The sequence below is a fragment of the Mesorhizobium sp. J8 genome (assembly GCF_016591715.1).
GTDB lineage: Bacteria > Pseudomonadota > Alphaproteobacteria > Rhizobiales > Rhizobiaceae > Mesorhizobium.
In genome coordinates this window covers 4,766,041-4,785,166 of sequence record NZ_AP024109.1, presented here as the reverse complement: position 1 = coordinate 4,785,166, position 19,126 = coordinate 4,766,041, and the positions used below count along the sequence as shown (strand labels likewise).

Genomic DNA, 19,126 nt, shown 5'->3' with positions numbered 1-19,126 from the left:
AATAGACGCTTTTTCTCTCCTTGTATTGTCGGCCTGCTAAGCTAGCAGGGATTGCGCGACGCTTTCGACACCCGCAGCATCGAGCTTGTAGTGACGGTAGAGATGGGTCGGCGGCGCGATGAGGCTGTACTCGTCCTTGATGCCATGCCGGACTAGCCGTGCGCCGCCACCTTCCTCTGCCAGGACTTCGGCTACGGCGCCACCCAGGCCGCCGAGGATATTGTGCTCCTCGACGGTGAGGATGATGCGCGACTTGCGTGCGGCCTGCATCACCGCCGCGCGGTCGAGCGGCTTGATCGTATGCATGTCGATGAGGCCGACGGAGTGGCCCTTGTCGTTCAAGGCCTCCATCGCCTGTTTGGAAGAGTGCACCGCCATGCCGCAGGCGATGATGGTGAGGTCGTTGCCGATGCCATGGACCACCGCCTTGCCGAATTCGAACGGCGCGTCGTCGGGGTAAACGACGGGATCGTGGCCGCGCGAGATGCGGAAATAGATGGGCTGCGGATGATTGACGGAAGCGCGCAGCGCCGCGGCGAACTGCGGGCCATCCGCGGTCGAGACGACGGTGAGGTCGGCGATCGAGCGCATGATGGCGATGTCTTCCGTCGCGTGGTGCGAGGTGCCGTAGAAGCCGAGCGAAATGCCGGTGTGGTGACCGATCAGACGGACCGGCTGTGCGCAATAGGCGACGTCCATGCGGATCTGCTCGCAACAGAGCAGCGCGAGGAACGACGCGAAGGTGGCGACATAAGGCATGACCCCGGTCGTCGCCATGCCGGCTGCGGCCGAGACCATGTTCTGCTCGGAGATGCCGAATTGCGTGAAGCGTTCGGGAAAGCGCCGCGCGAAGCCGACGAGCCCGTTGGAGTGCTGCAGGTCGGCGGTGCCAGCGACGACCGGATGGCCGGCTTCGGCGAGCTCGATCAAAGTGTCGGCGAGGGTTGCCAGCGAGGGCGCGCGCTTGTTGAGCTCGCGGTACTGCCAGCTGTCGGGATGCAGGGCCGCGCTCATTCCGCACCTTCCAGGATCATGGCGCGGGCGCGCGCTTCGTCTTCCGGCGCGAGATAGCCGAGATGCCAGCCGGGTTCGGTTTCCATGTAGTCGATGCCTTTGCCTTTGACCGTCCTGGCGATGATGCAGCAGGGCTTTTCTCGGCTGGTGTCGGCCTTGACCTTGCGCAGCAGGTTGGCGAGCGCGACGACGTCGTGGCCGTCGACCTCATGCACTTCCCAGCCGAAGGCGCGCCACTTCTCGTCCAGCGGCTCGACCGCGGCGACATCGTCGACCTTGCCGTCGAGCTGGTATCCGTTGCGGTCGACGATCGCGACGAGCTTGCTCAAGCGATGGGTGGCGGCGCTGATCGCGGCCTCCCACACCTGGCCCTCCTGCATCTCGCCGTCGCCGAGCAGGACAAAGACGTTGAAGCCCTTTCCGTGGAAGCGACCGCCGAGCGCCATGCCGACGCCGTTGGACAGGGCATGGCCGATCGAGCCGGAGCTGAAATCGACGCCGGGCACCTTGCGCATATCGGGGTGATCGCCGAGCGGGCTGCCGAGGCGGGTGTAATCGTCGAGCCAGGAACGGTCGAAGAAATCGAGGTCGGCCAGGATCGGAAACTGGCCGACCGCCGCATGGCCCTTGCCCATCAGGAAGCGGTCCCGATCCGGCCAGCCCGGCTCGCCGCGGCGCAGCCGCATCGTGTCGTAGTAGAGCGTCGAGAAGATCTCGGCGCAGGAGAAAACTGACGAATAGTGGCCGACCTTGGCGATCGAAATCAGCCGGATCGTCTCCAGCCGCACGAAGCGGGCGCGCTCGCGCAGTCGGGCAGCCTGCTCGTCCGAGATCTCGTCATCGCCGCTGTTGCTCGGCCATCGGCCCGCGCCTGAGGACGCCATGCTCAATCTCCTCCATTTCGGTTTATCGACCCTCGACAACTTATAAGTTATAAGATATTTGGTTGAGCCGCAAGAACAATCATCCGGCTCCAGGGAACAGGAAATGCTGCACAATTCGGCTCGGCCGATCGACATGAGCCTGCATCTGCATTCGCAGACGGACCCGCGGCGGCACGAGCAGGATGGGCCGCTGATCATCTCCGGCGGCGACGGCGTCTATGTCCGCGACGATGCCGGCAACCGCTATATCGAAGGCATGGCTGGCCTATGGACGGCATCGCTCGGCTTCAACGACAATAGGCTGGCCGCCGCGGCGGCCGCGCAATTCGCCAAGCTCGCCAACTATCACACCTTCAACCATCGTTCGAACGAGCCCTGCATCGACCTGATCGAGCAGCTCGCGGCGGTCTCGCCCATTCCGGATTGCAGGATATTCCTGGCCAATTCGGGCTCGGAAGCCAACGATTCCATGATCAAGCTCGCCTGGTACTATCAGGCGGCGCGCGGCAAGCCCGGGAAGCGGCGCATCATCAGCCGCAGCGGAGCCTTCCATGGCAGCACGGTGATGGGCGCGGTGCTGAGCGGCCTGCCGCATATGCACCGCTCATTCGGCATGAGCACCGACGACATCCTCTATGCCGGCAAGCCGCATTTCTACCGGGAAGGACAGGAGAGCGAGAGCGAGGAGGCGTTCACGGACCGCCTGATCGGCGAACTGGAGGCGATGATCCTGGCGGCCGGGCCAGATACGATCGCCGCCATGATCGCCGAGCCGGTGATGGGAGCGGGCGGTGTCATCGTGCCGCCGCAAGGTTACTTCCCCAGGCTGCGCAAGCTGCTCGACAAGCACGACATCCTGCTTCTGGCCGACGAAGTGGTCTGCGGCTTCGGAAGGACCGGCAACTGGTTCGGCAGCCAGACCTTCGATTTCAAGCCAGACATGTTCTCGGTCGCCAAGGGATTGTCCTCGGGCTACCTGCCGATCGCCGCCGTGGTCGTGTCGGACGCGACCTATCAGTCGATTGCGGACGAAGCGCACCGCAACGGCGTCTTCGGACATGGCTTCACCTATTCGGGCCATCCTGTCGCCTCGGCCGTCGCCGCCGAAGCCTTGCGCATCTATCACGAGATCGATGTCGTCGCCCGCGCTCGGATACTGGGCGCGCGGATGTTGGCAGCGCTGCGCGACGCGCTCGCCGATCATCCGATGGTCGGCGAGGTCCGTGGCGTCGGCCTGCTGGCCGGCGTCGAGCTGGTCGCCGACCGGCGCACGAAACAGGGCTTTCCGGCCGAGGCCAGGGTGGGCGCTCAAGTCGAACGCGCCTGCCGGCAACGCGGCATCATCCTGCGCAACATGGGCGACGTGCTGGCGCTCTGCCCGCCTTACATCATCGAGCCGGACCAGATCGACGAACTCGTCCGCGCGCTTTTCCTCGCCATCGAAGACACAAGGGAGAGCCTCTCGCTCTGAGGCTTGGCTCCATGACAATCACCATCAGACAGGGCAAAACCATGTATCCCGAGGTCGGGCTTTTCATTGACGGCGAGTGGAGGCCGGCCGTTGGCGGCAAGACGCTCGAGGTTCGCAACCCGGCCACCGACGAAATCATCGGCTCGGTCGCCATGGCAAGCGCAGCCGATCTCGACAGGGCGCTTGCGGCGGCCGAACGCGGCTTCAGGATCTGGCGCAAGGTCTCGGCCTTCGAGCGCGGAAAGGTGATCCGTGAGGCGGCGCGGCTGATGCGCGAGCGTGCCGGCAGGATCGCCGGCCTGCTCAGCCTGGAACAGGGCAAGCCGCTGAGCGAGGCGACGATCGAAGTTATGGCGTCGGCCGATATCCTCGACTGGTTCGCGGAGGAGGGGCGCCGCACCTATGGGCGCATCGTGCCGGCGAGAGCCAGCAACGTCCATCAGCTGGTCGTGCGCGAGCCGGTCGGGCCGGTCGCGGCGTTCACGCCATGGAACTTCCCGGTGTCGCAGACGATCCGCAAGATCGGGGCCGCGCTGGCTACCGGATGCTCAATCATCGTCAAGCCGCCGGAAGAAACGCCGGCTTCGCCCGCCTGCCTCGCCGACGCGTTCAAGGACGCCGGCCTTCCCGACGGCGTGCTCAACCTCGTCTATGGCAATCCGCCGGAGATTTCGAGCTACCTGATCCCGCATCCAGTGATCCGGAAAGTGTCTTTCACCGGCTCCGTCCCCGTCGGCAAGCAACTCGCCGCGCTTGCGGGGCAGCATATGAAGCGCGTGACCATGGAACTCGGCGGGCATGCGCCGGCGATCGTCTTCGACGATGCCGACCTCGACAAAGCGGCGAGCCTGCTGGCGGCGGCCAAGTTCCGCAATGGCGGCCAAGTCTGCGTCTCGCCGACGCGTTTCCTCGTCCAGGAGAAATCCTACGCGCCGTTCATCGACAAGCTCGTCGGCCACGCACGCGGCCTCAAGGTCGGCGATGGGCTGGCCGAAGGCACGCGCATGGGGCCGCTGGTCAACGAGCGGCGGCTGCAAGCCGTAGAGGCGATGATTTCCGAAGCGGTGGCCGAGGGCGCCAAGCTTGAGACCGGCGGCAAGCGCATCGGCAACAAGGGAGCCTTCTTCGAGCCGACAGTGCTCAGCGATCTCAGCCCCGGCATGCGCATCATGAATGAGGAGCCGTTCGGCCCGGTGGCCCTGATCATGCCGTTCGGGACGTTCGACGAGGCGGTGGCCGAGGCAAACCGGCTACCCTACGGGCTCGCGGCCTATGCCTTCACCCGGTCGCTGAAGACGGCGACCGAGCTCGGCGCCGAGATCGAGACCGGCATGCTGACGACGAACCATCTCGGCCTGGCCCTGCCGGAAGTGCCGTTCGGCGGCGTCAAGGACAGTGGCTACGGCTCCGAAGGCGGCTCGGAAGCGCTGGAAGCCTATCTCGTCACGAAGTTCATCAGCCAAGCGGGATTCTAGGGCATGATCCCGAAAAGTGGGAACCGGTTTTCGGGAAAGATCATGCTCAAAACAAAAGGAATGGGTTCCCGCCGGTGCCCGGGCTAGGCGAACATCTCGGTGTGCTGTTCCAACTGCAGGCGGGTGCGGCGGATGTGGCCGTAAAGGATGAGGCCTGCCTGTTCGCCGTCGCGCCGCTTCAGCGCTTCGAGGATAAGCCGATGCTCGTGATGCACCGCCGCCATGCCGGCCTTGCCGGCCGACGCGGCGAAAGCGCGGCGGTATTGCTGGGTGGTGTTCCAGAATTTATGGATCATTTGGGCGAGTTGGGGCATACGCGCGCCTTCATAGCTCAGGAGATGAAATTCGCGGTCGAGCTGCAGGAACTCGTCGATGCTGCCGGCGGCTTCTATGCGCGAGACGAGGTCTTCCAGGCGTGCAAGCGTTTCGGGCGAAAGATTGACGCTGCTTTCGGAAAGCGCCAGCGGCTCCAGCCGCTCGCGGATCTTGTAGATCTCGATGCATTCGGCGCGGTCGAGTTTGGAAATCCAGGCGCCGCTGTTGGGCACGAGGATGACCAGCCCCTCGCTTTCCAGCTGCCTCAGAGCTTCGCGCACCGGGATGCGGCTGATGCCGTATTCCTCGGCGAGTTCCTCCTGGCGGATGCGGCTGCCCGGCCGCAGCCGCCCCGACAGGATGGCATTGCGCAGCGCATCGGTGACGCGGCCGCTGGCCAATGCGGCGCCGTTGCTTTCGGTTCCGCCACCCGCGCGTCTGCCGGCCATGATCTCAGTTCCCCGCACCGTGTCCATCCCGAAGATGTTAGTGCATCGGCGAGCGGCTGGGAATCGGCACGAACCAACCGCTCACAGATGAGGGCTGGCCGGATGCCAGAGCCGGCGGTCCGTCTCGCGCTCATAGGCCTTGCCCGTGGGGAAGGAGACCAGCTCGAGCTGCATGCCCCAGGGACTCAGGAAATAGACCCAGCTCTGACCGGCGCTCGGCCCCTCGGTGCGCACCGTCGGCTCGCCGAGCACGCGCACGCCCCGCGCCTTGAGATAGGCGACGGCCTCGTCAATATCGTCGACATAGAAAGCGAGGTGGTGTCCGCCGACGTCGCTGTTGCGGGGCTGAGAGGCGTTTCGATCGGGCGCGGAATATTCGAAGATCTCGAAATTGGAGCCGTGACGGCAGCGCAGGAATTTGAGCCGCTTCATCACCGTTCTGGGATGGACGTTAAGCTGGGTTTCCATCCAGTCGCCGTCGGACCGGAAAGGTCCGAGCTCGTAGAACGGCTCGCAGCCGATCACCTCGACGAAGAAACGGACGGCTTCGTCGAGATCGGGAACTGTGAAGCCGATATGATCGGTGCCCCGCAGGCCCGGAAGGCCGTTGCAGGCATGGCTGATGTCATGAGGCATTGCTGGTCCGGCATCTATAATCCGGCACGAGCGTATCCAATGTATGCCGCTTGGCAAGAAAATTAGACGATCTGGCCGAATAAATCCAGAGGATTGTATCCAATAGTAAGATTCGACATTGGTGGAGGATTTCATGACAGACAGGACCGCTTACGATCCGGCATTGGGCATGGCCTATGTCAATGGCAGCTATATGCCGCTCGCGGAGGCGGCCGTTCCGATCACCGATCGCGGCTTCGTGCGGTCCGATGCGACCTATGACGTCACCCATGTCTGGAAAGGCCGTTTCTTCAGGCTCGACGACCACATCGAGCGCTTCCTGGCCTCGATGCGCGGCTTGCGGATGAGCCTGCCGCTGTCCAAGGCCGAGATAGCCGACATTCTGGTCGAATGCGTGCGCCGGACCGGATTGCGCGATGCTTATGTGCAGATGACCTGCACGCGCGGGGTGCCGCCGGCCGGCACCCGTGACCCCCGGCTCTGCCAGAACCGGTTCTATGCCTTCGCGCAGCCCTTCGTGTGGATCGCCAATGAGGAGCAGCGGCGCGATGGGCTGAAGATGGTGGTGAGTTCGGTGCAGCGCATCCCGCCGGAATCGCTCGATCCGCGCCTGAAGAATTTCCACTGGCTCGACCTGACGATGGGCATCTTCGAGGCCTATGACAAGGATGCCATCGTCGCAGTGCTCAACGACGGCAAGGGCAACGTCACGGAAGGCGCCGGCTTCAACATCTTCGCGGTGAAGGGAAACGTCATCACCACACCTGAGCGCGGCGTCTTCGAGGGCATGACGCGCCGCACGGTGATGGAGCTTGCGGGTCAGGCGGGCGTTGCCTGCGAGGTGCGGCCGCTGCCGATCGAGGAATTGCGCGCGGCCGACGAGATATTCATCTCGAGCTCGGCCGGCGGCATCATGCCGGTGACGGTGCTCGACGGCCGCATCTACGGTAACGGCAAGCCCGGGCCGGTCACCAACCGCATCCACGACCTCTACTGGGCCGCGCACAGGGAAGGGCCGCTTTGCACTCTCATCGATTACGGAGCGGCGGCCTGAGCGCCAAGGACGCTGAGCGCGTCTTCCTGGTGACGGGCGGCACGCGCGGTATCGGCGCGGCCTGCGTCGAGCGGCTGGCGGCGGAGGGCGCGCGGGTCGTCTTTACCGGGCGCGACCGGGCCGCCGCCGATGATGTGATTGCCGCGGTTCCAGATGCGGTCTTTGCCGCAGGCGATGCGACCAGCGAGGCCGATTGCAAGCGCGCGGTCGACGTCGCGCTGGAGATCGGCGGCGGACATATCGCCGGCCTGGTCAACAATGCCGGCGCCGGCGGGCGCGCCGCCTTCGACCAGACGACGCTCGATGACTGGAACAGGACGATGACGGCCAACGCCACCTCGGCCTATCTGTTCACGCGTCATGCGCTCGCGGGCCTGCGGGCCGCGCGCGGCGCCGTGGTGACGATCTCGTCGGTGGCAGGCCTTGTCGGCGAGGAGGGACTCGCGATCTATACCGCCTCCAAAGCGGCCCTGATCGGCCTCACGCAAGCGCTGGCGCTCGAATATGGCTCGGAGGTGCGCTTCAACGCCGTCTGCCCGGGTCAGATCGCCACGCAGATGATGGCGAAGACGCTGGCCATCCCGGGAAGGCGCGAGAAACTGGAAAAGCGCATTCCCGCGTCGCGCCTCGGCACGCCGGAAGATGTCGCGGAGGCGGTCGGCTGGCTGCTCTCGCCGGCCGCAAGCTTCGTCAACGGTGCGGTGCTCAGCGTCGACGGCGGCGAGACCGCCGGCTTCATGACGCCGCGCGACGATCCGAAGGCCTGACTTTCAGCTCAGCGGCCGCCCCTGATCGGCCATGACCTGGCGCAGACCCCGTTCGATATCGGCGGGCCGCGCGCAAGCGGCGGCCTCAAGAACCTTGGAGATGCTCGGCGAAGCCTCGCCGCCATGGACACGCTGGACAGGCTGGTCGAGCCAGTCGAAGCAGCGGTTCTGAATTTCGGCCGCGAGTAGGCCGCCATAGGACGTGCCGCGTGCGCCTTGCTCCACGACGAGCACATTGCCGGTCTTGCAGATCGAGGCTTCGATGGTCTGCCAGTCGAGACCGGCGTGGTCGAGCGAGCGCAGGTCGATGACCTCGGCGTCGATGCCGAGGCGTTCCACCGCCTCGAGCACCGGCCGCACCATGGCGAGGTAGGTGAGGATCGTCATCGCCGTGCCCCGGCGCACCACCTTGGCCTTGCCGAGCGGGATGAAGTAGTCCAGATCGTCGACGGGCGCCGGACCGGTGGAATTGTAAAGCTCGACATGCTCGATCACCAGCACCGGGTCCTTGCAGCGCAGGGCGCTGTTCATCAGCCCGACATAATCGAACGGCGTCGAAGGGGCGACGATGCGCCAGCCGGGCGAGGTGGCGAAGATGCCGGCCGGGTCCATAGAGTGCTGCGAACCGTAACCGGTGCCCATCGCGACCTTGGTGCGCAGCACCAGCGGCACGTCGATATCGCCGCCGAACATGTGGCGCGCCTTGCCGATCTGGTTGAAGACCTGATCGGCCGCCACCCACATGAAGTCGGGGTACATGAACTCGACGACCGGAACATAGCGGCCGTCCATGGCGATACCGCCGCCGAGCCCGGTGAAGGCGGCTTCGCTGATCGGCGTGCCGAGCACCCGGTCCGGGAAAGCGGCGGCAAGGCCGCGCGTCGCGCCGTTCGTGCCGCCCTTCAGCCGATGCACATCCTCGCCCATGATCACGATGCGGTCGTCCGTCGCCATGCGCCGATGCATGACATTGGCGACCGCGTCGATGAATTTGGCGCTGCCGTCGATCGCGCCGCCGAAGGTTTCAAGCTCCTCCGTGCGCTGGCCGGATAGCTCTGAAAGATCGCCGCGTATGCCGTGGTCGCGAAAACCTTCGTCGGGCCAGAGCGCGGGCTTGATCCGGTTCTTGCCGTCCACCTGCTCGATGAGTTCGGCCGCGACATCGGCCATCAGCGCGAGCGCGCGTTCGCGTAGCGCCGAAACGCCGCTGGCGCCGATGATCTGACGCTGTTCCATTTCATTTGCCAGCCGGTCGAGCGGGTCGCGCGCCCGCCACGCCGCTTCCTCGGCCTTGTCGCGATAGCCGAAGGCGCTGCCGGGCAGGGGACCGTTCTGATGGAAATAGCGATAGACGTCCGCCTCGATGATGGCCGGCCCACCACCGTCGCGCATCAGTTCCATGGCTTCCTTGGTCGCAAGATAGACGGCGAGGGGATCCATGCCGTCCACTTTCCAGGCGGGAATGGCGAAAGCCGATCCGCGTGCCGACAGGCGCGGCTCGGCCGTCGCTTCCTCGACATGGGTCGAGACCGCATAGCGGTTGTTCTCGATGAAGAAACAGAGTGGCAGCTTCCAGGCGGCGGCGATGTTCATCGTTTCCAGGACGGAGCCGATGTTGACGGCGCCGTCGCCGAAATAGGCAAAGGCCACGTCGCCCTTGCCGGCACGCTTATGCGCCCATGCCGCGCCCGCCGCCAAAGGCACGCCGCCGCCGACGATGGCGTTGGTGCCGAGATTGCCGGCCTCTGCCCAGCGCAAATGCATCGAGCCGCCGCGACCGCGGCAGAAACCCTGCGCGAGGCCGAGAATCTCGGCGAGCGCCTTCTGGGCCAAGCCGCGAATGGCCGGCGAGAAATCGCCGGCGGGGGCCAATCCCGCAGGCGCGACATAGCGGATCGACTTGGCGAGGAACTGGTGATGCGCGCGATGGGATCCATTGACCTGATCGGTGGCGCGCATCAGAGCGGCCGAACCGACGGCGCCGCCTTCCTGGCCGACGGCGGAATGAGCCGGACCATGCACCAGGCCCTGGCCGGCGAGATCCAGCACTTTCTCCTCGAAAGCGCGGATCAGATGAGCCGAAACCAGCATCGATTCCAGCACAGCCGGGCCGGCATCGTCCCAGTCGCCGCGCGTCGTACGGAGCTCGCGCCAAGAAGCCGATGAGGCCAAAGTCGTGTAGTCAGGCATCCGGGGCTCCCGAGGAGGATCGACGGCATTGGATACAATTCTGCCGCTAGAACCAACTTAAACCCGAAAAACTGCCTACGTCCGCGACAATTGGATACAATCTATTAAGCCAGACGGCCGACTGCTGGAGAGCCGGGGGTTGGGTCAGACCACCTTGCCGGGGTTCATGACGGAGCGTGGATCCAACGCGGCCTTGATGCCGCGCATCAGCGCCCGCTCGACGGGCGACCGGAACCCATCCGCCAGCGCCACCTTGGCTTGACCAAGGCCATGTTCGGCAGCCATCGAGCCGTTGTGGCGGGTCACCACGTCATAGATCGCCTCGGACAATTGCTGGTCGCGGCCGGCAAAGTCTCGGCTTCCTTCGGCCGGCGAGAGGTTGAAATGTACATTGCCGTCGCCGAGATGACCAAACGGGTTGATCCTGACGCCGGGCAGGACGCGCTCAGCCGCGCGGGAGGCTTCATCGATGAAGGCGGCCAGCCGCGCCACGGGCACCGAGACATCGTGCTTGATCTGGACGCCCTCCAGCCGCTGGCCTTCCGGCATCTCCTCGCGCAGGCGCCAGAGGGACGCCCGCTGCGCCTTGCTTGCCGCCATCACGCCGTCGAGCACGGTGCCGTCTTCCAGAGCTGCCGCCAGTGCATTCTCGAGAATCGTGTCGAGAGCTATATCCGGCACGGATGTGGCGAGCTCGACCAGAAGGTAGGTTGGGCCCGGCGTGTCGATCAGCCTGTCCAGGCCCTCGACATGCTTCAGGGCCAGGGCAAGACCGATCTCGCCGAAGAACTCGATGGCCGTCAGCAGATCGCCGGTGCGAGCACGAAAGAAGGCGCCGACGCGAAGAGCCGCTTCGAGATCCGGCAGGGCAAGCAGCGCCGTTGCATAGGCAATGGGCAACGGCGACAGTCGCAGCACCGCCCGGGTGACGACGCCCAAGGTCCCCTCGGCGCCACAGAACAGCTTGCGCAGCTGATAGCCGGCATTATCCTTGATCAGCGCGCGGGCGCCGTCCCAGACCTCGCCGTCGGGCAACACCACCTCCATCCCAAGCACCAGGTCCTGCATCATGCCGTGCCGCATTGCGTGGCTGCCGCCGGCATTCGTGCCGATCAGGCCGCCGATGCGGGCGCTGCCTTCGGCGCCAAGGTGAAGCGGCAAGGCGAGACCGTGCCCAGCGAGTTCGTCGTGCAGCGCGCCCAGCACGACGCCCGCCTCGACTGTGGCGGTGAGACCCACCGGGTCGATCGCCAGGATGCGATTCATCCGCGCCAGCGAGAGCACGATCCCCACCTGTCCGTCGTTCAGCACGCTGCCGCCATTGAGGCCGGTGTTGCCGCCTTGTGGGGTGATCGTCACGCGGTGCTCGCCGCATAGCCTGACGACCGCGGCGACCTCCCCGGTCGAGGCGGGGCGGGCGACACCGAGCGGCGGATGGCCGTAGCGATCCAGCCAGTCGCGGCCATGCGCGGCGAGATCGGACGGATCGGTCGACCAGCCGCGCCCGCCGAGCAACTCGCCCATCGCGGCATAGAAGCTTGCCAGCTTCCGATTATCCATCAATGCTCCCCCGGCGCGAGGAGGCGCGCCACCTCATCGGCTATCGCCAGGCTGGAGGTAAGGCCGGGGCTTTCGATGCCGAACAGGTTGACCAGGCCGTGGATGCCGTGCGTTGCCGAATCCTGGATCACGAAGTCGCTGCTGGCTCCGCCCGGACCCGACAGCTTCGGCCGAATGCCGCTATAGGCGGCCTGCAGGCTGCCGTCGGCCAGATCGGGCCAGTATTTGCGGATTGCGGCATAGAAGCGCTCGCCGCGCGCCGGATCGACGCGGTAGTCGAGCGTGTCCGTCCATTCGACATCCGGTCCGAAACGGGCCGTGCCGGCAAGGTCCAGGGTGAGATGGACGCCGAGCCCGCCAGGTTCGGGCACCGGATAGACAAGATGTGAAAAGGGCGCGCGCCCGGCTACCGAGAAATAGTTGCCCTTGGCGTAGCGAAGCGTCGGCAGGAATTGCCGACCAAACCCGTCGAGCGAGCCGGCCAGGGCGACCGCGCCGAGGCCGGCCGCGTTGACGAGGCGGGGCGCGGCGATCTCGAACTCCTCGCCGCTCGCCTTGTCCATCGTCCGCAGCACGATGCGGCCGGCCTCCACGCGGCCGGCGACGATACGGGTGTTGAGCGAAAGCATCGCGCCGTTCTCCTCGGCGTCGCCAAGCAGGGCGAGCATCAGCCCGTGGCTGTCGACAATGCCGGTCGAGGGCGAGAGCAGCGCGGCTGTGCAATGCAGTGCCGGTTCCAACGCCTGCGTCTCCGCGGCGGAGAGGAAGCGCAGGTCCTCGACGCCGCTGGCTGCGGCGTTGGCGCGGATAGTGGCCAGCACCGGCTCCTGCGTCTCGTCTGTCGCGACGATCAGCTTGCCCGAGCGGCGGTGCGCGATCGAACGCTCGGCGCAGTAGCGGTAGAGCATGTCGCGTCCCGCCACGCACAACCGCGCCTTCAGCGAGCCTGGGGTATAGTGGATGCCGGCATGGATGACCTCGGAATTGCGCGAACTGGTTTCGGTACCGATGGCGTCCGCCGCTTCGAGGACCAGCGTCTCAATACCCCGCGCGGCTAGGGTACGGGCAACCGCGAGGCCGATCACGCCGGCTCCGGCGACGATGCAGTCGACCTGCTCCATGCTCAGTTCGCCTGGCTGGCGCCCGCGGCGCGTCTGCTGAACAGCCGTTCGAGAATCACGTTTCCGCCCTCGGTGATGTCGGCGATGATCGCACGTTCGGCGGCATCGGCATCCCTCTTTTCGACCGCAGCGAGAACCGCGTGGTGATTGTCGATCATGGCGCGGCCGCCTTCGTGGTAGGACTCGGCGATCAGCGGCCCCATCTGCAGCCAAAGCCGGTTCAGGATGCCGCGCAGCACCACCATGTCGCCTATGTCGGCAAGCGCGAAGTGGAATGTCTGATTGAGCTCCAGCCCTTCGGTCCAGTTCCTGTCGGCAATCGCGCGCTCGTTGCGCGCGATCAGATCGCGCAGCCGCTCGACATCCCTGGGCGTCGCCTTGAGCGCGGCCTCGCGCGCGGCGAGACCTTCGAGCTTCAGCCTGATCTGGCGGATCTCGCGATAGCGTTCCAGCGTGATGATGGGAACACGCACCTCGCGCGCCGATTTCTGCACCAGGGCCTCATCCTGGATGAGGCGCAGGATAGCATCGCGAACCGGCGTGACGCTTGTGCCGAGCGATTGAGCGAGATCGCGGATGGTCAGCCGCGCGTCCGGCGCGAAGCGTCCCTTGATCAGCGCCTCCGCGACGCGCGCATAGACCGTCTCGCCGAGATTTTCGCGCTCGAGCGTCTCGAAGCTGAAGCTCGTCATGCCGTTCCCGTCCCCACTCGGTCATCGCCCCAAAAGGGCTTGACAGTATATCTTATAAGAAACATGATGCATCAAACAGCATATTGCAAGAGGGAACCGCGGCCCTTCGAGAAGGGGCAGGGGCAATTCCCGCTTGGACGCCTGCAGACAGGAGCAGTGATGGACGCCAGACCTAATTCCCCCGAAGCCCGCGACATTCGCTATCACCTGCATGGCTACACCAACGCCCGTAAGCATCAGGAGGCCGGGCCGCTTGTGATCGAAAAGGGCGATGGCGTCTATGTCGAGGACATCGCCGGCAACCGCTACATCGAGGCGATGGCGGGCTTGTGGAGCGTTGCCGTCGGCTTCTCGGAAAAGCGGCTGGTGGACGCCGCGACGAGGCAGATGTCGAAGTTGCCCTTCTATCACGACTTCGGCTCCAAGGCGCACTCGCCGTTGATCGACCTTGCCGAGAAGCTGGTGCAGATGGCGCCGGTGCCGATGAGCAAGGCCTATTTCACCAATTCCGGTTCCGAGGCCAACGATACCGCGATCAAGATGATCTGGTATCGCTCGAACGCGCTTGGACAGCCGGCGCGCAAGAAGATCATCAGCCGCAAGCGCGGCTATCATGGCGTAACCATCGCCTCGGCCAGTCTCACCGGCCTGCCCAACAACCATCTCTCCTTCGACCTGCCGATCGCCAACATCCTGCATACATCGACGCCGCATCACTGGCGCGACGCGGAGTCCGGCGAGAGCGAGGAGCAGTTTTCCGCCCGGCTCGCCGACGAGCTGGAAAAGCTCATTCTCGCCGAAGGACCTGAAACGATCGCTGCCTTCATCGGCGAGCCGATCATGGGCGCCGGCGGCGTCGTCGTGCCGCCTGCCGGCTACTGGGAAAAGATCCAGGCGGTGCTGTGGAAATACGGCATCCTGCTGGTGGCCGACGAAGTGATTTGCGGTTTCGGCAGGACTGGCGAGATGTTCGGCTCGCAGACCTTCGGCATCAAGCCCGACATCATGGTGCTGTCGAAGCAGATTTCCTCCTCCTACCTGCCGATCTCGGCGCTGCTGATCAACGACAAGGTGTTCGAGCCGATCGCCGACGAGAGCGACCGGATCGGCACCTTCGGCCATGGCTTCACCGGCGGCGGTCATCCGGTCGCCGCGGCGGTCGCGCTGGAGAACATCAAGCTGATCGAGGAGCGCGACCTCGTCGGCAATGCGCGCAAGGTCGGCGCGCATCTGCAGGCAAGGCTGCGCAAGCTCGCCTCGCATCCGCTGGTGGGCGAGGTGCGCGGCGTCGGTCTCATTGCCGCTGTCGAGCTCGTCGCCGACAAGGCGACCAAAGCGCCGTGGGGCAAGCCGGCGGCGCTCGGCGCGCTGGTCAACAGCTTGCTGCAGCAGAACGGCGTCATCTCGCGCAACATGGGCGACGCGATCGCCTTCTGTCCGCCGCTGATCATCACCGAGGCGCAGGTCGCCGATCTGGTCGATGCGTTCGAGCGTTCGCTCGACACGGCGTTGCCGCAAGTCCACCCGTAGGGCTGAAGGGCTTCGTCAGATGTCCCGCCGCGGATGGGGCAGTCGCTCATTCTCACGTTGACATATAAGATATAAGATGTAAGTTTCCCTCTTATTGGATACATTGTCGTTGTAATTTGTCGCTTTACGTCATGAAATGCCAACACAGAAGTGGCAATTGGATACAAAAAGGCAACCAAAGCCGAAATCGAGAAAACTCCAGCCCGGCAGGGCGCTGAAAAATGGGAGACTGATATGCGAGGATTGAAGAAATCACTGGCCTTGGCGCTGTCGGCGACGGTGCTGTCGGCCGGAATGGCGCATGCCGCCGACTGGTGGCCGTTCAAGATCGCCTCGGCGAAGGACGGCGACCTCAAGAACGTCGGAGAGATCGAGTACAAGCCGCTCGACAAAGCGGAGAAGCCCTGGAAGCTCTGCGTGCTCTTCCCGCATCTGCAGGACAGCTACTGGGTGTCGGTGGACTACGGCATCGTCGAGGAGGCGAAACGTCTCGGCGTCAAGGTGACGGTGCTGCAGGCCGGTGGCTACACGGCCCTGCCGAAGCAGATCTCGCAATATGACGACTGCGTCGCCTCGGGCGCCGACGCCATCCTGATCTCGGCGATCTCGGAAGCCGGCGTGGCGGCCAAGATCAACGAAGGCATGGGCAAGGGCATCGTCAACATCGCCGTCGCCAATCCGATACTGGAGACGCCGATCACTGCCCGCATCACGCCCGACTTCTATCAGAAGGGATTTCAGACCGGCGAGTATGTGAAGAAGTATCTCGGCGACAAGCAGGGCACCGCAGTGGCGTTCCCCGGACCGCAGGGCAGCGGCTGGGCCGAGACCTACATGAACGGCTTCCGCGACAGCACCAAGAGCGGCAACGTCAAGCTGGTCGGCGAGATGTTCGGCGAGGCCAGCGTCCCGGCGCAGCTCAAACTGGTCGAAGACGCACTGCAGACCCATCCGGACGTCAATGTCATCTGGGGCGGCGCCCCGACGGCGGAGGCAGCGATCGGTGCCGTGGCCGATGCCGGCTTGAGCAACGTGACGATCATGTCATCCTATGAAAACCAGACCATGCTGAAGGCCGTCAAGGACGGCTCGGTGCTCGGCTTCGCCACCGAGTATCCGGTCATCATGGGACGCATCGGCGTCGACCTCGCGGTGCGCGCGCTGGAGAAGAAGGATCACGAAAAGGTCCTGCTGGTTGCCCCCGGCATCATTACCAAGGACAATGTCGACAAGATCGACACGACCCAGATCTTCGCGCCGGACAACTGGCGCCCGGTGTTCTCGGTCGAATAGCAACGAGGCCGCCGGCGCGGCCTTCAGCTTCGCGATTGTATCGCGATCCTCCCGGCCTGACCGCCTTGCAGAAGGCGGTCAGGCGACTTGACGCAATTCCGGGCGAACCGCCGCGCGGTTTGCTTGAATTGCTCTTGCCGGTTTTGGGCCTTTGGACGAGATGCTGGAAGTTACAGGGTTCACCAGGAGATTCCGCGGCATCGCCGCGCTCGACAATGTCGACTTCTCCCTCAACGAGGGCGAGGTCCACGCGTTGCTTGGCGAGAATGGCGCCGGCAAGTCGACGCTCATCAATCTCATTGCCGGCACGTTTCCCTGGGCCGAAGGCGTTTACCGCATCAACGGCCGCACAATCACCAGCCTGACGCCGCAGGTGGCGCAAGAGATCGGCATTGCCGCGGTCTTCCAGGAATTCAGTCTGGTTCCCGACCTAAGCGTGGTCGAAAACATCTTCCTCGGCCGCGAGCAGTCGTCCGGCCTCTTCCTCAAGCGCAAGCAGATGCGCCAGGCCGCAGCCGAACTGCTCGATAGTCTCGGCTTCCATTTGCCGCTCGACGAGAAGGTCGCCTTCCTGTCGCGCGCGCAAAAGCAGATGGTCGAGATCGCCAAGGCGCTGCGCATGCGGCCGAAGGTGCTCATCCTCGACGAGCCGACCGCGTCGCTCACCGACGGCGAGGCGGAGAAACTGTTCAACGCCGTGGCGCTGCTCAAGGCGCGTGGCGTCGGCATCATCTATGTCTCGCATCGCATGAGCGAGATCCGCAATCTCTCCGACCGCGTCACCGTGCTGCGCGGCGGCAAGAAGATCGGCACGGTGGTCACGGCGGAGATTTCGGACGAGGGCCTGATCGAGATGATGGTCGGCCGTCCCGTCGAGCAGCTCTTTCCTAAGATCGAGCACAAGCCCGGCGCGGTCAGGCTCGAGGTGCGGGACCTTACGACGCAGAAGCACTCCGTCATCGGGGCTTCCTTCACCGCTCGCGCGGGCGAGGTGGTCGGACTTGCCGGTCTTGTCGGCTGCGGGCGCAGCGAGCTCTGCCGCGCCGTGTTCGGCCTTGAGACGATCGAGGCGGGCACGATCAGTCTGGGCGACCGGCCGGTCGAGCGGCCGACGCCGACATCAATGCTTGCCGCCAATGTCTGCTACTTCCCCGCCGATCGCGGATCGGAAGGCCTGGCACTGGCGCGATCGGCGCGCGAGAACGCGACCATGAGCTCGCTCGACCTGCCGCAACTGTCGTCCGGACCGGTACTGAAGTTCTGGCGCGAGAACGAGGCGATCAGGGGACCGCTCGGCAATCTCGCATTGCGGCCGATGGCGCCCGAGCGCAAGGCCTCCGCCTTCTCCGGCGGCAACCAGCAGAAGCTGATGCTGGCGCGCGGCCTGATGAAATCTTTCGATGTCTATCTATTCGACGAACCCACCGTCGGCATCGATGTCGGCGCCAAGGCCGATGTCTACAACCTCATCAAGTCGCTGGTCGAGGCCGGCGCTTCGGTCGTGGTCTCGACGTCCGAATTACCGGAGCTGATCAATCTCGCCTCGCGTGTCTATGTCATGCATGAAGGCAAAATCGTCGCCGAGCTTGCCCAGCACGAGCTCAGCGAAGCCCAGGTGCTGTCGCACTATTTCGGAGGCCGCGCATGAGCTCTGAAACGGCGACCATGGCCGTTGCCAACGCGCCATCGCACCGCGCGAGCCGGCTCGACCGTTTCCTCATGCAGGGCGGCATCGTCATCACCTTCCTGGTCGTGGCGGTGGTCGCGACGGCGCTGATCGAACCGCGCTTCCTCAATCGGCTCAACCTGCTCAACGTCATGCGCAATTTCGCGCTGCTGCTCATCCCGTCGCTGGCGCAGATGCTGGTGATGACGGCCGGCGGCTTCGACCTGTCAGTGGGGGCGGTGGTGGCGGCGACCTCGGTCGTTACGGCCGCGGTGATGCTGGTCGGCAGCGGGTATTTTCCCGGCATGGAATTGTCCATCATCATCGCCTCGCTGGTGGTTGCTCTCGGTGTCGGGGCGCTTGTCGGGGTTGTCAATGCCGGCCTGGTGTCGATCTTCTCGCTCTCGCCCTTCATGGTGACGCTGGCGATGATGTCGGTGCTGATGGGCATCGCGCTCTATTTCACGCAGGGCATTCCGATCTACGGCGTGACGGATTCCTTCGTCGCCAATGTCGGACGCGGCCAGTTCCTGGGCCTGCCGATCGTGCTTTGGGTGGCGCTTGGCGTGCTTGCCGCCTGTATCGTCATGCAGCGTTTCACCGCGCTCGGCCGTCATATCTATGCGGTGGGCAGCGACCAGCGCTCGGCGCGCCTGTCGGGCGTCGCTACCGGGCGTACGCTGATCGCGGCCTATATGCTCGCCGGCCTGCTCGCCGCGCTCACCGGCTTCCTGATGACGTCGCGGCTTGGCTCCGGCCAATCCACCATCGGCGGTACGCTGGCGCTCGAAACCATCGCCGCCGCGGTCATCGGCGGCGTGTCGCTGCGCGGCGGCGTCGGCCGCGCCGAACTGGTGGCGCTGGCTGCGCTGTTCCTGTCAGTTATCGCCAACGCCATGAACCTGGTGCAGGTGAACAGCAAATATCAAACGCTGGTGCTTGGCGCGGTGCTGATCGTGGCCTTGGCCATCGAACGGCTTCTGTTGAGAAAGCGGCAGGCATGAGCACG

Annotated in this window: 16 protein-coding genes; 8 read left to right on the top strand and 8 right to left on the bottom strand. The window is 64.9% G+C overall.

What is annotated here, in order from left to right; all coding sequences use genetic code 11:
* Nucleotides 1-36 precede the first annotated feature (36 nt).
* Together MJ8_RS22880 and MJ8_RS22875 are read right to left on the bottom strand one after the other, a co-directional pair.
* A complete protein-coding gene (locus MJ8_RS22880; protein ID WP_201410979.1) occupies nucleotides 37-1,014 on the bottom strand; it encodes a transketolase family protein in 978 nt (325 codons plus the stop codon).
* The gene (locus MJ8_RS22875; RefSeq protein WP_201410978.1) at nucleotides 1,011-1,898 is read right to left on the bottom strand and encodes a transketolase; all 888 of its coding nucleotides are present in this window, start codon (nucleotides 1,896-1,898) and stop codon (nucleotides 1,011-1,013) included. Before MJ8_RS22875 ends, MJ8_RS22880 begins: the two co-directional genes overlap by 4 nt.
* Before the next feature lie 103 nt (nucleotides 1,899-2,001).
* On the opposite strand from MJ8_RS22875, the gene MJ8_RS22870 reads away from it, so the two are divergent.
* Entirely contained in the window at nucleotides 2,002-3,369 is a 1,368-nt protein-coding gene (locus MJ8_RS22870) for an aminotransferase (RefSeq protein WP_201410977.1), read from the top strand.
* 11 nt (nucleotides 3,370-3,380) lie between these two features.
* Nucleotides 3,381-4,844 carry an NAD-dependent succinate-semialdehyde dehydrogenase gene (locus MJ8_RS22865; RefSeq protein WP_225248001.1) on the top strand — a complete coding sequence of 488 codons (1,464 nt, stop codon included), beginning with the start codon at nucleotides 3,381-3,383 and terminating at the stop codon, nucleotides 4,842-4,844.
* Nucleotides 4,845-4,927: 83 nt separating this feature from the next.
* Here the strand turns inward: MJ8_RS22865 and MJ8_RS22860 are convergent, their stop codons facing one another.
* Both MJ8_RS22860 and MJ8_RS22855 read right to left on the bottom strand, forming a co-directional pair.
* The gene (locus MJ8_RS22860; RefSeq protein ID WP_201410976.1) at nucleotides 4,928-5,608 is read right to left on the bottom strand and encodes a GntR family transcriptional regulator; all 681 of its coding nucleotides are present in this window, start codon (nucleotides 5,606-5,608) and stop codon (nucleotides 4,928-4,930) included.
* A gap of 81 nt (nucleotides 5,609-5,689) precedes the next feature.
* The gene (locus MJ8_RS22855; RefSeq protein WP_201410975.1) at nucleotides 5,690-6,244 is read right to left on the bottom strand and encodes a VOC family protein; all 555 of its coding nucleotides are present in this window, start codon (nucleotides 6,242-6,244) and stop codon (nucleotides 5,690-5,692) included.
* Between the two features lie 133 nt (nucleotides 6,245-6,377).
* On the opposite strand from MJ8_RS22855, the gene MJ8_RS22850 reads away from it, so the two are divergent.
* Entirely contained in the window at nucleotides 6,378-7,298 is a 921-nt protein-coding gene (locus MJ8_RS22850) for an aminotransferase class IV (protein WP_225248000.1), read from the top strand.
* Nucleotides 7,265-8,065 carry an SDR family NAD(P)-dependent oxidoreductase gene (locus tag MJ8_RS22845; protein ID WP_225247999.1) on the top strand — a complete coding sequence of 267 codons (801 nt, stop codon included), beginning with the start codon at nucleotides 7,265-7,267 and terminating at the stop codon, nucleotides 8,063-8,065. Before MJ8_RS22850 ends, MJ8_RS22845 begins: the two co-directional genes overlap by 34 nt.
* 3 nt (nucleotides 8,066-8,068) lie before the next feature.
* On the opposite strand, the gene MJ8_RS22840 is transcribed toward MJ8_RS22845, so the two are convergent.
* From MJ8_RS22840 to MJ8_RS22825, 4 genes are all read right to left on the bottom strand, one after another.
* Entirely contained in the window at nucleotides 8,069-10,255 is a 2,187-nt protein-coding gene (locus tag MJ8_RS22840) for a thiamine pyrophosphate-dependent enzyme (protein WP_201410974.1), read from the bottom strand.
* A gap of 144 nt (nucleotides 10,256-10,399) precedes the next feature.
* The gene (locus MJ8_RS22835) at nucleotides 10,400-11,815 is read right to left on the bottom strand and encodes an FAD-binding oxidoreductase (protein WP_201410973.1); all 1,416 of its coding nucleotides are present in this window, start codon (nucleotides 11,813-11,815) and stop codon (nucleotides 10,400-10,402) included.
* Complete coding sequence (locus MJ8_RS22830; RefSeq protein WP_201410972.1) at nucleotides 11,815-12,936, bottom strand: NAD(P)/FAD-dependent oxidoreductase; 1,122 nt, start codon at nucleotides 12,934-12,936, stop codon at nucleotides 11,815-11,817. The genes MJ8_RS22835 and MJ8_RS22830 overlap by 1 nt, the downstream gene beginning before the upstream one ends.
* 2 nt (nucleotides 12,937-12,938) lie before the next feature.
* On the bottom strand, nucleotides 12,939-13,628 hold the full coding sequence (locus MJ8_RS22825; protein WP_201410971.1) for a GntR family transcriptional regulator: 690 nt from the start codon (nucleotides 13,626-13,628) through the stop codon (nucleotides 12,939-12,941).
* 159 nt (nucleotides 13,629-13,787) lie between these two features.
* Between MJ8_RS22825 and MJ8_RS22820 the strand changes: the two genes are divergently transcribed.
* The 4 genes from MJ8_RS22820 (at nucleotide 13,788) to MJ8_RS22805 (ending at nucleotide 19,121) form a co-directional block, all read left to right on the top strand.
* Nucleotides 13,788-15,158 (top strand): aspartate aminotransferase family protein, encoded by a 1,371-nt coding sequence (locus tag MJ8_RS22820; protein WP_201410970.1) that lies wholly within the window; start codon nucleotides 13,788-13,790, stop codon nucleotides 15,156-15,158.
* Nucleotides 15,159-15,392: 234 nt separating this feature from the next.
* Nucleotides 15,393-16,451, top strand: coding sequence for a TMAO reductase system periplasmic protein TorT (gene torT / locus MJ8_RS22815; RefSeq protein ID WP_201410969.1), 1,059 nt, complete (start codon nucleotides 15,393-15,395; stop codon nucleotides 16,449-16,451).
* A gap of 160 nt (nucleotides 16,452-16,611) precedes the next feature.
* Nucleotides 16,612-18,099, top strand: a complete 1,488-nt coding sequence (locus MJ8_RS22810; RefSeq protein WP_201410968.1) for a sugar ABC transporter ATP-binding protein — start codon at nucleotides 16,612-16,614, stop codon at nucleotides 18,097-18,099.
* Nucleotides 18,096-19,121: an ABC transporter permease gene (locus MJ8_RS22805; RefSeq protein ID WP_201410967.1), complete on the top strand. Its 1,026-nt coding sequence runs from the start codon at nucleotides 18,096-18,098 to the stop codon at nucleotides 19,119-19,121. The genes MJ8_RS22810 and MJ8_RS22805 overlap by 4 nt, the downstream gene beginning before the upstream one ends.
* Nucleotides 19,122-19,126 lie beyond the last annotated feature (5 nt).